10 protein-coding genes are annotated in these 13,449 nt (G+C 62.1%); 3 read left to right on the forward strand and 7 right to left on the reverse strand.

The window, feature by feature from the left end; genetic code table 11:
- Window positions 1–362 precede the first annotated feature (362 nt).
- From betT to mgrA, 3 genes are all read left to right on the forward strand, one after another.
- Window positions 363–2,324 (forward strand): choline transporter BetT, encoded by a 1,962-nt coding sequence (gene betT, locus U5A08_RS01170; protein ID WP_253400322.1) that lies wholly within the window; start codon window positions 363–365, stop codon window positions 2,322–2,324.
- Window positions 2,325–2,536: 212 nt separating this feature from the next.
- Complete coding sequence (locus U5A08_RS01175) at window positions 2,537–3,865, forward strand: OprD family outer membrane porin (RefSeq protein ID WP_321852155.1); 1,329 nt, start codon at window positions 2,537–2,539, stop codon at window positions 3,863–3,865.
- A gap of 108 nt (window positions 3,866–3,973) precedes the next feature.
- Complete coding sequence (gene mgrA / locus U5A08_RS01180) at window positions 3,974–5,011, forward strand: L-glyceraldehyde 3-phosphate reductase (protein ID WP_247402315.1); 1,038 nt, start codon at window positions 3,974–3,976, stop codon at window positions 5,009–5,011.
- A 143-nt stretch (window positions 5,012–5,154) separates the two neighbouring features.
- Here mgrA and tauD read toward each other — a convergent pair whose 3' ends face one another.
- The 7 genes from tauD to U5A08_RS01215 all read right to left on the reverse strand — a co-directional run bounded on the left by tauD (window position 5,155) and on the right by U5A08_RS01215 (window position 13,380).
- Window positions 5,155–5,991 (reverse strand): taurine dioxygenase, encoded by an 837-nt coding sequence (tauD, locus tag U5A08_RS01185; protein WP_321849927.1) that lies wholly within the window; start codon window positions 5,989–5,991, stop codon window positions 5,155–5,157.
- 14 nt (window positions 5,992–6,005) lie between these two features.
- Window positions 6,006–6,842, reverse strand: coding sequence for a taurine ABC transporter permease TauC (gene tauC, locus U5A08_RS01190; protein ID WP_253392581.1), 837 nt, complete (start codon window positions 6,840–6,842; stop codon window positions 6,006–6,008).
- Window positions 6,839–7,618: a taurine ABC transporter ATP-binding subunit gene (gene tauB, locus U5A08_RS01195; protein WP_253392582.1), complete on the reverse strand. Its 780-nt coding sequence runs from the start codon at window positions 7,616–7,618 to the stop codon at window positions 6,839–6,841. Before tauB ends, tauC begins: the two co-directional genes overlap by 4 nt.
- 16 nt (window positions 7,619–7,634) lie before the next feature.
- Entirely contained in the window at window positions 7,635–8,612 is a 978-nt protein-coding gene (tauA, locus tag U5A08_RS01200) for a taurine ABC transporter substrate-binding protein (protein WP_253392584.1), read from the reverse strand.
- A 262-nt stretch (window positions 8,613–8,874) separates the two neighbouring features.
- Window positions 8,875–10,458 carry a glutamate--cysteine ligase gene (gene gshA, locus U5A08_RS01205; protein WP_321849931.1) on the reverse strand — a complete coding sequence of 528 codons (1,584 nt, stop codon included), beginning with the start codon at window positions 10,456–10,458 and terminating at the stop codon, window positions 8,875–8,877.
- Window positions 10,459–10,672: 214 nt separating this feature from the next.
- The gene (locus U5A08_RS01210) at window positions 10,673–11,056 is read right to left on the reverse strand and encodes a PaaI family thioesterase (protein WP_253392588.1); all 384 of its coding nucleotides are present in this window, start codon (window positions 11,054–11,056) and stop codon (window positions 10,673–10,675) included.
- Entirely contained in the window at window positions 11,056–13,380 is a 2,325-nt protein-coding gene (locus U5A08_RS01215; protein ID WP_253392590.1) for a Tex family protein, read from the reverse strand. The genes U5A08_RS01210 and U5A08_RS01215 overlap by 1 nt, the downstream gene beginning before the upstream one ends.
- Window positions 13,381–13,449 lie beyond the last annotated feature (69 nt).

Raw genomic sequence — 13,449 nt, forward strand, 5'->3', positions numbered from 1 at the left:
CCCGTCAATGCATGTGCTGGCTGACCCACCGCCATCGGGGGCAAGCCCCCTCCCACAGGTTGACTGCATTTCAAGTGTGAGCCGTATTTCAGCCTGTAACCGCTGAACGATTTGCCTCGCCCAAACGTCATAACAATCCTTGAGCTAGTGTAGGAATCACCTACCACTCAGCCCTGCGATTAGTCCAAAACCGCCTATCCATGTTTAACTTGAACGTTCGTTCAAGTTAAATCGGTGGTTCGCTGCCCGCTCACAACAGGAGGCTTACCTTTGCTGAGTCCGTTATACACAGCCACATCTCACACCCCAGGGGTGCATCGTTCATGAGTGCGCCGACCACCCCACCCAGCGGTCTGGTGCGCATGAATGCGCCCGTGTTCTATTTCGCCGCAAGTTTCATCCTGCTGTTTGGCATCACCGTCATTGCAATCCCGCAACAGGCCGGTGCCTGGCTGCTGGCGGCGCAAAACTGGGCGGCCAATACGGTCGGCTGGTACTACATGCTCGCGATGACCCTGTATCTGGTCTTCGTGGTGGTCACCGCGCTATCGGGCTACGGCAAGATAAAACTCGGTGCCGACCACGACGAGCCCGAATTCAGTTACCTGTCCTGGGCCGGCATGCTGTTCGCCGCCGGGATCAGCATCACGCTGTTTTTCTTCTGCGTCTCCGAACCGCTGACGCACCTGGTGCAACCGCCCCAGGGCGCGGCGATGAACGCCGACGCTGCACGCCAGGCCATGCAGATCCTGTTTCTGCACTGGGGCCTGCACGGTTGGGGTGTGTTCGCCTTTGTCGGCATGGCCCTGGCGTACTTCGCCTACCGGCATAACCTACCGCTGGCGTTGCGTTCGGCGCTGTACCCGCTGATCGGCAAGCGTATCAACGGCCCGATCGGTTACGCGGTGGATGGCTTCGGCATCATCGCCACGGTGTTCGGCCTCGGTGCCGACATGGGCTTCGGTGTGCTGCACCTCAACTCCGGTCTCGATTACCTGTTTGGTATCGCCCACACCCAGTGGATTCAGGTGGGCTTGATCACCCTGATGATGGGCGCGGCGATCCTGGTGGCGGTGGCCGGTGTGGACAAGGGTGTGCGCGTGATGTCCGACATCAACATGCTGCTGGCCTGTGCGCTGCTGCTGTTCGTGCTGTTCGCCGGCCCCACCCAGCACTTGCTCAACACCCTGATCCAGAACATCGGCGACTACCTCGGCGCGCTGCCGACCAAGAGTTTCGACGTGTACGCCTACGACAAGCCGAGCGACTGGCTGGGTGGCTGGACGGTGTTCTATTGGGCCTGGTGGATTGCCTGGTCGCCGTTCGTGGGCCTGTTTATCGCGCGTATTTCCCGTGGCCGTACCATCCGCGAGTTCGTGTTCGGCGTGCTGCTGATCCCGCTGGGTTTCACCCTGGCGTGGATGTCGATCTTCGGCAACAGCGCCATCGACCAGGTGCTCAATCACGGGTTGACCGCGCTCGGCCAGTCGGCCATCGATGACCCGTCGATGAGCCTCTACCTGCTGCTGGAAACCTACCCGTGGAGCAAGACGGTGATCGCGGTCACGGTGTTTATCAGCTTCGTGTTCTTCGTCACCTCCGCCGACTCCGGCACTGTGGTGCTGTCCACGTTGTCGTCCAAAGGCGGCAACGCCGATCAAGACGGGCCGAAGTGGCTGCGGGTGTTCTGGGGCGCGATGACCGCGCTGGTGACCAGTGCGTTGCTGTTTGCCGGCAGCATCGACTCGCTGAAATCGGCGGTGGTGCTGACCTCGTTGCCGTTCTCGTTGATCCTGCTGCTGATGATGTGGGGGCTGCACAAGGCCTTCTACCTCGAATCGCAGAAGCAGATCGCCCAGTTGCATTCGTTGGCCCCGGTATCTGCGGCGGGCAAGGGCCGTGGCGGCTGGCGTCAGCGTTTGAGCCAGGCGGTGCATTTCCCGTCGCGCGATGAGGTGTATCGCTTCCTTGAGGCGACGGTGCGCCCGGCGATTGAAGAAGTGACCGCCGTGTTCGTCGAGAAGGGCCTGAGTGTGGTGACCCAGCCCGACCCGTCCAACGACAGCGTCAGCCTGGAAATCGGCCATGGTGAAGAGCACCCGTTCGTCTACCAGGTGCAAATGCGCGGGTACTTCACACCGTCGTTTGCCCGTGGCGGCATGGGTTCCAAGGAGCTCAACAACCGTCGCTACTACCGGGCCGAAGTGCACTTGAGCGAGGGCAGCCAGGACTACGATCTGGTGGGCTACACCAAGGAGCAGATCATCAACGACATCCTCGACCAGTACGAGCGCCACCTGCAGTTCCTGCACTTGGTGCGGTGACGTCCAAGGCCCTGTTCCCGCGTGGGCAGGGCTCGCTTCACTTCACGCAAAGCCCCGCAATACGGGGCTTTCTTAAATTTAATTTCATGCGCCCCAACAGCGTTTTGACGCGCAACTGTCATCTGGTCACTGCGTAATTGTGTGAAGCGTTTGACGCTTTCATTTCAGAACAGTGACGGAGACCGGTAACAATGAAGACGTTATTAAGCCCCATGGTGGGTGTCGCCATGGCGAGCTTTATGCTGTCCGCCCATGCCGATTTTATCGACGACAGCCACGCCGATGTGACCCTGCTCAACCGCTATCTCAACCAGCAGGGGCGTGACGTGGTCGGCAGCAATGCCAAGGCCCATAGCATTCGTGACTGGGGCCAGGGTTTCGAGTTCAACTTCAAGTCCGGCTACACCGAGGGGCCGGTGGGTTTCGGCCTCGACTTGCAGGCGTTCTACGGTTTGAAACTGGACTCCGGCGGTGACCTCAATGACAAAGACCACCAGGGCCGCTACCCCGGCAGCATGTTCCCGCTGGACAACGGCAAATCCGCTGACCAGTTCGGCGTGCTGAGCCCGACGTTCAAGATGCGCTTCGCCAAGGATGAATTGCGGGTCGGTACGCTGTATGGCAACAACCCGGTGCTGGCCAACACCGACGGCCGCCTGTACCAGCAGACCAACACCGGTGTGCAACTGGTCTCCAAGGACCTCACCGACTTCACCTTCACCGGTGGCGACATCCTCAAGACCAAGATCCGCAACGAAACCGGCGACCAGGGCATGATCACCGCCGGCGGCACCAAGGAGAGCGATCGCTTCCTCTTCGGCGGTGCCGACTACACCGGCTTGCCGGGCACCACCGTCAGCCTGTGGTATTCCAACCTTGAGGATTACTACCAACAGTTCTTCCTCGGTGCCAAGCGCCATGACGCCTTGTCGGTCGGTGCGATCGACACCGATGTGCGTATGTTCCGCAGCCTGGGGGTGGGCGGTAACGCCGATGGCGACAAGGACTTTGCGGCGGCGGGGGTCTATGGCGATGGCGTGAACAAGGGCCGCATCAACCAGTCCACCGTCAGCCTGTTGGAAAGCTACAGCCTGGACGGTCATACCGTCGGCCTCGGCATCCAGAAAAACAGCGGCAGCAGCGACTTCCCGTACCTGGATTCCGGCCTGAACAGCGGCGACAACCGTCAAGGCCCAGGCTCGGGTGCCGACACCCCGGCGCTGACCAACATGCAGTTGAACAAATTCCAGCACGCCGGTGAACGCACCTGGCTGGCGCAGTATAAATATGACTTCGGCAAACTGGGCCTCAACGGCCTGACGTTCTCCGCCGCCTATGCCCATGGCGATGACATCCGCACCGCACAGGGTACTACCAGCGAATGGGAACGCAACGTTGCCGTGGCCTACCAAGTGCCGACCGGCACCCTCAAGGGCCTGGGCGTGACCTGGAAAAATGCCCACGCCAGCCCGGACATTACCGGTGCCACCGTGCAGGATGAAAACCGCTTCTATGTCAGCTATGTCGTTCCACTCTGGTAGGAGTTTGCTGTAAAACGGAAGGGCAGCGTTAAGCGATTCAGCTGCTTAAAAGGCCTGGGAATAGGCTTATTCCCAGGCCTTATTTGCCCCCGTCCAAGAGAGGATTCGATGACTTATATCGCTGCCGAAAACCGCTATGAATCTATTCCCTATCGCCGCGTCGGCCGCAGTGGCTTGGTGCTGCCGGCCCTGTCCCTGGGGCTGTGGCACAACTTTGGCGACAGCACCCCGATCGACACCCAGCGCGCCCTGCTGCGCACCGCGTTCGACCTGGGGATCAACCACTTTGACCTGGCCAACAACTATGGCCCGCCGTATGGCAGCGCCGAGATCAACTTCGGGCGTTTGCTGCGCGAAGACTTCAAGCACTACCGCGACGAATTGATCATCTCCAGCAAGGCCGGCTGGGACATGTGGCCCGGCCCATATGGCCAGGGCGGCGGTTCGCGCAAATACATCCTGGCGAGCCTGGACCAGAGCCTGCAACGCCTGGGCGTCGACTACGTGGATATTTTCTATTCGCACCGCTTCGACGCCGACACACCCCTGGAAGAAACCGCCAGCGCCCTCGCCACCGCCGTGCAACAAGGCAAGGCGTTGTACATTGGTATTTCCTCCTACTCCGGGGTGAAAACCCGCGAAATCGCAGCCCTGCTTAACGAGTGGAAAGTCCCGCTGCTGATCCACCAACCGGCCTACAACCTGCTCAACCGCTGGGTGGAAAAAGACCTGCTCGACACCACCGAAGCCCTCGGTGCCGGGGTGATCGCATTCACGCCGCTGGCCCAGGGGTTGTTGACCGACAAGTACCTCAATGGCGTGCCGGCCGATGCACGGGTAAATCGCCCCGGTGGCGGTTCGTTGCAGGCCAAGCACCTGTCCGACGCCAACATCGCTCACGTGCGTGCGCTCAATGAAATCGCCAAGCGCCGCGGCCAAAGCCTGGCCCAACTGGCCCTGGCCTGGACCCTGCGCGACCCACGGGTGACCAGCGCGCTGATCGGCGCGAGCCGCCCGGAGCAGATTATTGAAAACGTCGGGGCGCTGAAGAACCTGAGCTTCACCGCCGAGGAACTGGCGGAGATCGATCGGTTTGCGCTGGAAGGAGGGATCAATCTGTGGGAAAAACCATCGACGGCTGAATAACCCGGCAATACACATTCAATGTGGGAGGGGGCTTGCCCCCGATGGCGGTGGACCAGTCAATGCATGTACTGACTGATACACCGCCATCGGGGGCAAGCCCCCTCCCACATTTTGTCTTCAGTGTGGCGACTGTCGTGTTTGGCTCAGAACGGCACATCGCCAAGAATCGTCGCCCGGTGCATCACCCGCCGTTGCGGCCGGTAGTCATCCACCGCGTAATGCTGGGTGACGCGGTTATCCCAGAACGCCACGTCATTCTCCTGCCAGCGCCAGCGAATCGTGAACTCCGGGCGTGTCGCGTGGGCGAACAGCAGCTTCAAGATCGCCTCGCTTTCCGCCGGTTCCAGTTCATTGATTTTGGTGGTGAAGCCCTCACTGACAAACAGCGACTTGCGCCCGCTTACCGGGTGGGTGCGCACCACCGGGTGCGACAGCGGCGGGTTCTTCTTGCGGGTTTCTTCCCAGCGCGCCAGGTCTTCGGCAGTGTTGCCAAAGCGCTCCAGCGGGAAGGATTTGATGAAGTCGTGCGTGGCGGTGAGCCCGTCGAGCAGCCCCTTCAACGGCTCGGACAGGGCCTCATACGCGGCAATCCCGCTGGCCCACAACGTGTCGCCGCCAAACGCCGGCAGCAACTTGGCACTCAGCACTGCGCCGAGGGCCGGGGTCGGCAGGAAGGTCACGTCGGTGTGCCATACGGCGTTGTCACGCACGTCGGTGACGGCGGTGTCGAGGATCAGCACTTCGGGCTGTTCCGGCACGTTAGGGTAGATCGGATGAATGTGCAGGTCGCCGAAGTTCGCCGCGAAGCGTGCTTGTTGCTGCGGGGTGAGCGGCTGGTCACGGAAGAACAGCACCGAATGGCTGAGCAACGCCTGTTCGATGGCGTCGCGCTGTTCGAGGTTCAGCGGCCGGGTGATATCGACGCCACTGATCTGGGCGCCAAGGGCGGTGCTTAATGGGGTAACGGTCAGGCTGCTCATGGGGTTCTCATCACTCAGTGTGCCTGGCCATGCCACGGCACCAGTTTGCGCTGCAGGGCACGCAGGCCCATTTCCATGGCGAAGGCGATCAGCGCGATCACCAGAATCCCCAGCACCACCACATCGGTGACCAGGAACTGCGCCGCCGACTGCACCATGAAGCCCAGGCCGCTGGTGGCGGCGATCAGCTCGGCGGCGACCAATGTCGACCAGCCCACGCCCAGCCCGATGCGCACACCGGTGAGGATGTCGGGCAGGGCGCTCGGCAGGATCACGTGGCGAATCAGTTGGGCGCGCGTGGCGCCCAACGACTGCGCGGCACGCAGCTTGGCCGGGTCGACCGTGCGCACGCCGGTCGCGGTGGCGATGGCGATCGGCGCAAAGATCGCCAGGTAGATCAGCAGCACCTTGGACAGCTCGCCGATGCCGCACCAGATCACGATCAGCGGCAGGTAGGCCAGGGGTGGAATCGGCCGGTAGAACTCAATCAGCGGATCGAGAATGCCCCGGGCGATACGATTCGAGCCGATGGCAATTCCCACCGGCACCGCGGTCAGCACCGCAAAACCCAGACCCAGGCCGATGCGGCCGAGGCTCGCGCCGAGGTGCTGCCACAAGGTGGAATCCATGTAGCCCGTGGTCGCCAGCAACCAGCCTTTTTGCAGCACGGCGGACGGCGGCGGCAGGAAGAGCGGTTCGATCAGGCCGCTGGCGGTCACGGCCCACCAGATCGCCAGCAAGGCGATCAGCGTCAGCAGGCTGATCCAGCGTGTGCTGAGGCTGCGCCGCAGCGGGATAACCGCGTGCGCCACCGGCTTGGCGGCCGTGGCGGGAAGTTCGTAGCTGCTCATGCGCACACCTGCCGTTGGGAGAACACTTTGCCCAGCACGTGCTCGCGGGTTTCGATAAAGCGCGGGTCGGATTTGATCGCTCGCGCAGACTCGCCGGCGGCATAGCGCTGGCCGAAATCCAGGTGCAGGCGCTCGACGATCTGACCGGGGTTGGGTGCCAGCAGGATCAAATCGGTGGCGAGGAACACCGCTTCTTCGATGTCGTGGGTAATCAGGAACACCGGCTTGGCCGTGCGCCGCCAGACTTGCAGCAGCAGCTCCTGCATCTGTTCGCGGGTGAACGCGTCGAGGGCGCCGAAGGGTTCGTCCATCAGCAGCACACGCGGGTCTGCCGCCAGGGCGCGGGCCAGGCCGACCCGCTGCTTCTGGCCGCCGGACAGTTGCCAGATGCGCCGGCTGTCGAAACCGGCCAGGTCCACCAGGGCGAGCATTTCCCGGGCGCGCACTTCGCGTTGCGCCTTGCTCACGCCGGCCAGTTCCAGGCCGAAGCCGACATTGGCCAGCACGTCCTGCCAGGGCAGCAGGGCATCGTCCTGGAACACCACGCCGCGCTCGGCACTCGGGCCTTTGACCGGCACGCCATCAAGGCTGATGCGCCCGGCAGAGGGTTCGACAAAACCGGCAATCAGGTTCAACAGCGACGTCTTGCCACTGCCGGACGGGCCGAGGGCCACCAGCAATTGCTGGGGCCCAAGTTCGAGTGAAATGTCAGACAGTACAGGTTCTGTGGCGCCTGGGTACTGTGCGCTGATGCGCTCCAGTTGTAGCAAGGCCATCGCGATGAACTCCTGATCAGTGGGTAATGAACTTGGCGCTGATGTAGGGGGCGTAGTCCGGCAGCACCGCTTCGACCTTGCCTTGTTCCTTGAGGAACGCCGCGGTATCGGTCACCGCCTTGGTGGTTGGTGCGCCCAGCAGGGTCACCTGCTCAGCGGCCAGCGGGTAGACATTGCCTTGCAGCAGCGCGGGGATGTCGCTGGCCTTGGCACCGGAGAGCTTCACCAGCTTGTCGACGTTGCCTTTGTCGGCGAGCCAGGCTTGTGGGTCTTTGCGGTACGCGGCGTAGGCATCCAGGGTGACTTTGGCGAAAGCGCTGACGATTTCCGGGTGCTTCTCGGCGAAATCCTTACGCACGATCCACGCGTCGAAGGTCGGCGCGCCGAACGTGGCCAGTTCGCCGGAAGTGATCAGCACCTTGCCGTTTTCCTTGGCCACGCCCAGGGCCGGGTCCCACACGTAGGTGGCGTCGATATCACCGCGCTTCCAGGCGGCGATGATGGCTGGCGGCGCGAGGTTGAGGATGGTCACTTTCGACGGGTCGATGTTCCAGTGCTTCAGCGCGGCCAGCAGGCTGTAGTGGCCGGTGGACACGAACGGCACGGCGACTTTTTTGCCGATCAGGTCCTGCGGGCTGTTGATCCCCGAACCGTTGCGCGCCACCAGGGCTTCGGCACCGCCGATCTGGGTGGCGACGAGGAAGGTCTGCACCGGCACTTTGCGCGTGATGGCTGCGGTCAGCGGGCTTGAACCGAGGTAGCCGATCTGCACGTCGCCGGACGCGATGGCGGCGATGATGTCGGAACCGTTGTCGAATTTGCGCCAGTCGATCTTGGCGTTCGTGGCTTTTTCATACGCGCCGTCGGCCTGGGCGACTTTCGCCGGGTCCACGGTGGTCTGGTAGGCGATGGTCACATCCGCCGCCTGGGCAAACAGGCTGGCACCGGCCAGGGACAACGCGGCCAAGAGGCGCAGAGGGGTAAGCAGTTTCAAGGGGAAGCTCCTCAATCAGGCGGCCGAGAATCGGCATGTGAGGAGACTAAATGATCTAAGAACTCGAAAATAAATAACTTTTTCGAATTAGCTTATGAGGAGAAGGGTGGAAGGGATTCTTCACCCCAGCGAGGGCAAATGTGGGAGGGAGCTTGCTCCCGATAGCGGTGGGTCAGTCACTGATCAGTTAACTGAGGACTGCTATCGGGGGCAAGCCCCCTTCCACATGAAGCTCATTTCCCTGGGGGAGTGAGTTCGGCTTTTAGTTGCTGATGGCGAGGATGCTGGCCTGGTACGAGCCGACAAACACATCGAAATCGCCTACTTCGTTCTGCTCCAGTTCCGCCTGTTGCGCCAGCGAGGTGCGCGCCAGTTCTTCAAAGTGCGCCTGCTCTTCAGCGGGCAACGGTTTGCTGCGGAAATATTCGGCGTGCACCTCGCTCTGGTGCAGGGAGAACTGCGCAAAACTTTCCTTGCGCTCGGCCATCGCGGCCAACACTTGGGCCGACGGCGTCAGGGACGGGTCGTTGACCTTGGCCAACTGGGCGTCCAGTGCCTGGCTGTGTTCCTGGATACCGTGGCTCTGATCGAGCAGGGCGGCCAGCGGTGCGATCTTCTCCAGCAACTCGGTGGCCCATTCCTTCATGTCCACCGTTTGGCCCTTGCGCTGCAGTTGCAGGCCCGGACGCCGGCCTTCCTTGACCACGCTGAGGAAGTTCGACGTGGCGTTGCCGCACTCGTTGTCGGCGAACAGCGGGCTCTCGTTCAGCGCGCAATACAGCAGGAACGCATCGAGGAAACGCGACTCCTGCAGGTCGATACCCATCGGCAGGAACGGGTTGATGTCCAGGCAGCGCACTTCGATGTACTGGATGCCACGGGCCATCAGCGCCTGGATCGGCCGCTCGCCGGTGTAAGTCACACGCTTGGGACGGATGTTGGAGTAGTACTCGTTTTCGATCTGCAGGATGTTGGTGTTGAGTTGCACCCACTCCCCGTCCTTGTGGGTGCCGACTTCGACATAAGGCGCGTAGGGCGTTGCCACTGCTTCGCGCAGGCTGTCGGTGTAGCTGGCCAAATCGTTGTAGCACGGCGTCAGGCCGGCCTGGGCGTTGCTCTGGTAACCCAGGTCGCTCATGCGCAGGCTGGTGGCATACGGCAGGTACAAGGTGTCGGCATCCAGCACGTCCAACTGGTGCGAACGGCCGCGCAGGAAGCCCGCGTCCAGGGCCGGCGAGGCACCGAACAGGTACATCAGCAGCCAGCTGTTGCGGCGGAAGTTACGGATCAGGGCGATATAGGCGTTGGACTGATAGTCGCGATCGGTGCCGACAAACCCTTCCGCTTCTTTGAGCCGCGGCCACAGTTGTTCCGGCAGGGAAAAGTTGTAGTGGATACCGGCAATGCACTGCATGGTCTTGCCGTAACGCAGGGCCAGGCCCTTGCGATACACGTACTTGAGCTGTCCGATATTGGAGGTGCCGTAGTAGGCAATCGGAATGTCTTCCTCGGCCGGCAACGGGCACGGCATCGAGGGGCTCCACAGGTATTCGCTGCCGAGCTTGCTGTAGGCAAAACGATGGATCTTGTCCAGATTGCTCAGGGTATCGGCCGGGTTGGGCAGGGCTGGGGTGATGAACTCCAGCAACGATTCCGAGTAGTCGGTGGTGATCTGTTCGTGGGTCAGTGCGGCGCCCAGGGCTTCGGGGTGCGGCGTCTGCGCCAGGCGACCTTCATGGGTGACACGCAGGCATTCGCGCTCGATGCCGTGCAAGCAATGCTCCAGCAGGGAGAGGTGTTCGCGCTTGCCGAGCAGGGCCAGGCGGCGGTTGAGAAGTTCGCTCAAGTTGGATTCCTTCACGCGTCAGTCGCCCCAATATGGGGGTGGGCAGGACGGTCTACAAGGGTGAAGTTAAAACTGGCGTGATCGCCTGGTTTTGAGTCGATTTGACCCGTTTTGAAAAAGCCTACTTCACTCCATGAATTGGGCTATAGCGCAGCAAGAAAATTCCGACGCCGTTATCGCAGCGCCGAAATTAACTCAAATCGAGGGTGGGGAGCTATAGGACAGCGAAGGTGCCCTGCGCTTTTGCGACAAGTCGTTCACCTTGGTACACGTCGGCCTCGACCACCAACGTGCGCCGACCGGGGTGAATCACCCGTGCGGTACACAGCACTTCGCCGTTTTCCACCGCGCGGATGTAGTTGATTTTGCATTCAATGGTCGCGCTCTGCTGGTCGAACCCGTGGGCGCTGGAACAGGCCAGCCCCATGGTGATGTCGACCAGGCTGAAAATCACCCCGCCATGGAGCTTGCCTGCGCGATTGCGCAGTTGCGGCTCCAGGCTCAGGGCCACCTCGGCAACGCCCTGCTCCAGGCGTTGCAGGCGGCAGCCGATCAGTTCGCTGAACGCGCTCTGGGTCAAACCGGCCGGAATCTCCATCAGCGCTTCTTCAACTGTTTGGCGTTGGCGAACAGCGAGGCCATGGCGTTGTTGCTCGGCGCTGCGGTCGCGGTTTCCTTGCGCGGCGCGTTGTTTTGCGACGGGCGTGGCGCCGAGCCCGGGCGGGCGCCACGGGCACCGTCGATTTTCTCGCCGGGGGTGTCGCTCATGCGCATCGACAGGCCGACGCGTTTGCGCGGGATGTCGACTTCCATGACCTTGACCTTGACCACGTCACCGGCCTTCACCGCTTCGCGTGGGTCTTTGATGAACTTCTCCGAAAGCGCGGAGATATGCACCAAACCGTCCTGATGCACGCCGATGTCCACAAAGGCACCGAAGTTGGTCACGTTGGTCACCACGCCTTCGAGGATCATGCCCAGTTGCAGGTCCTTGAGGTCTTCGACACCGTCCTGGAACTCGGCGGTCTTGAACCCTGGGCGTGGGTCGCGACCAGGTTTTTCCAGCTCTTGCAGGATGTCGGTGATGGTCGGCACGCCGAAGGTTTCGTCGGTGTACTGCTTCGGGTCCAGGCGCTTGAGGAACGCGGCGTCGCCGATCAGCGAGCGGATGTCGCGGTCGGTCTCGGCGGCGATGCGTTGCACCAGCGGGTAGGCTTCCGGGTGAACTGCCGAGGCGTCCAGCGGGTTGTCGCCGTTCATCACACGCAGGAAACCGGCGGCCTGTTCGAAGGTTTTTTCACCCAGGCGTGCGACTTTTTTCAGCGCGGCGCGGGTCTTGAACGCCCCGTTTTCGTCGCGGTGGGTCACGATGTTCTGCGCCAGGGTCGCGTTGAGGCCGGAGATCCGCGCCAGCAGTGCGACGGAGGCGGTGTTCACGTCCACACCCACGGCGTTTACGCAGTCTTCCACCACCGCATCCAGACCGCGCGCCAGTTTCAGCTGCGACACGTCGTGCTGGTATTGGCCGACGCCGATGGATTTCGGATCGATTTTCACCAGTTCGGCCAGCGGGTCTTGCAGGCGGCGGGCGATGGACACTGCGCCACGGATCGACACGTCGAGGTCCGGGAATTCCTTGGAAGCCAGTTCCGATGCCGAGTACACCGAAGCGCCGGCCTCGGAAACCATGACCTTGGTCATCTTCATGGCGGGGTATTTTTTGATCAGTTCGGCGGCCAGTTTGTCGGTTTCACGGCTGGCGGTGCCGTTGCCGATGGCGATCAGGTCTACCGCGTGCTTGGCGCACAGGGCTGCCAGGATCGCGAGCGTCTGGTCCCACTTGTTGTGTGGCACGTGCGGATACACGGTGGCGTGGTCGAGCAGCTTGCCGGTCGAATCGACCACGGCGACCTTGCAGCCGGTGCGCAGGCCCGGGTCGAGGCCCAGGGTGGCACGCGGGCCGGCCGGTGCGGCCAGCAGCAGGTCGTGCAGGTTGTGGGCGAAGACGTTGATCGCTTCGGTTTCGGCGCCGTCACGCAACTCGCCGAGCAGGTCGGTTTCCAGGTGGGTGTAGAGCTTGACCTTCCAGGTCCAGCGCACGACTTCACCGAGCCACTTGTCCGCAGGACGGTTCTGATTCTGGATGCCGAACTGTTGACCGATCATGCCTTCGCACGGGTGCATGGTGCCCGGCAGTTCGTCGCCGACTTTCAGCGCGGAGCTGAGAATGCCTTCGTTGCGGCCGCGGAAAATCGCCAGGGCGCGGTGGGACGGCATGCTCTTGAGCGGTTCGTCGTGTTCGAAGTAGTCGCGGAACTTGGCGCCTTCTTCCTCTTTGCCGGCGATCACGCGGGCGCTGAGGATGGCTTCCTGCTTCAGGTAGGTGCGCAGCTTTTCCAGCAGGCTGGCGTCTTCGGCGAAGCGCTCCATCAGGATGTACTTGGCGCCTTCAAGGGCGGCCTTGACGTCGGCGACACCTTTTTCGGCGTCGATGAAGCGCGCGGCTTCGGTGTCCGGGGTCAGCGAGGGGTCGTTGAACAGACCGTCGGCCAGGTCGCCGAGGCCGGCTTCCAGGGCGATCTGGCCCTTGGTGCGGCGCTTCTGTTTGTACGGCAGGTAGAGGTCTTCGAGGCGGGTCTTGGTATCGGCGAGTTTGATGTCGCGTTCCAATTGCGGGGTCAGCTTGCCCTGTTCCGTGATGCTGGCGAGGATGCTGATGCGCCGTTCGTCGAGTTCTCGCAGGTAGCGCAGGCGCTCTTCCAGGTGCCGCAGTTGAATGTCGTCGAGGCTGCCGGTCACTTCTTTTCGGTAACGGGCGATGAAGGGCACCGTGGAGCCCTCATCCAGTAGAGCGACGGCCGCTTCGACCTGTTGGGGGCGTACACCGAGTTCCTCGGCGATGCGGCTGTTGATGCTGTCCATAAAACCACCTGAAATTCTTAAAAGCAGTTCGCAGGCCCGGAAAAACAAGGCCCGGCGAGGCTGGTTGAG

This window comes from Pseudomonas paraveronii (genome assembly GCF_963681955.1).
Taxonomy (GTDB): domain Bacteria; phylum Pseudomonadota; class Gammaproteobacteria; order Pseudomonadales; family Pseudomonadaceae; genus Aquipseudomonas; species Aquipseudomonas paraveronii.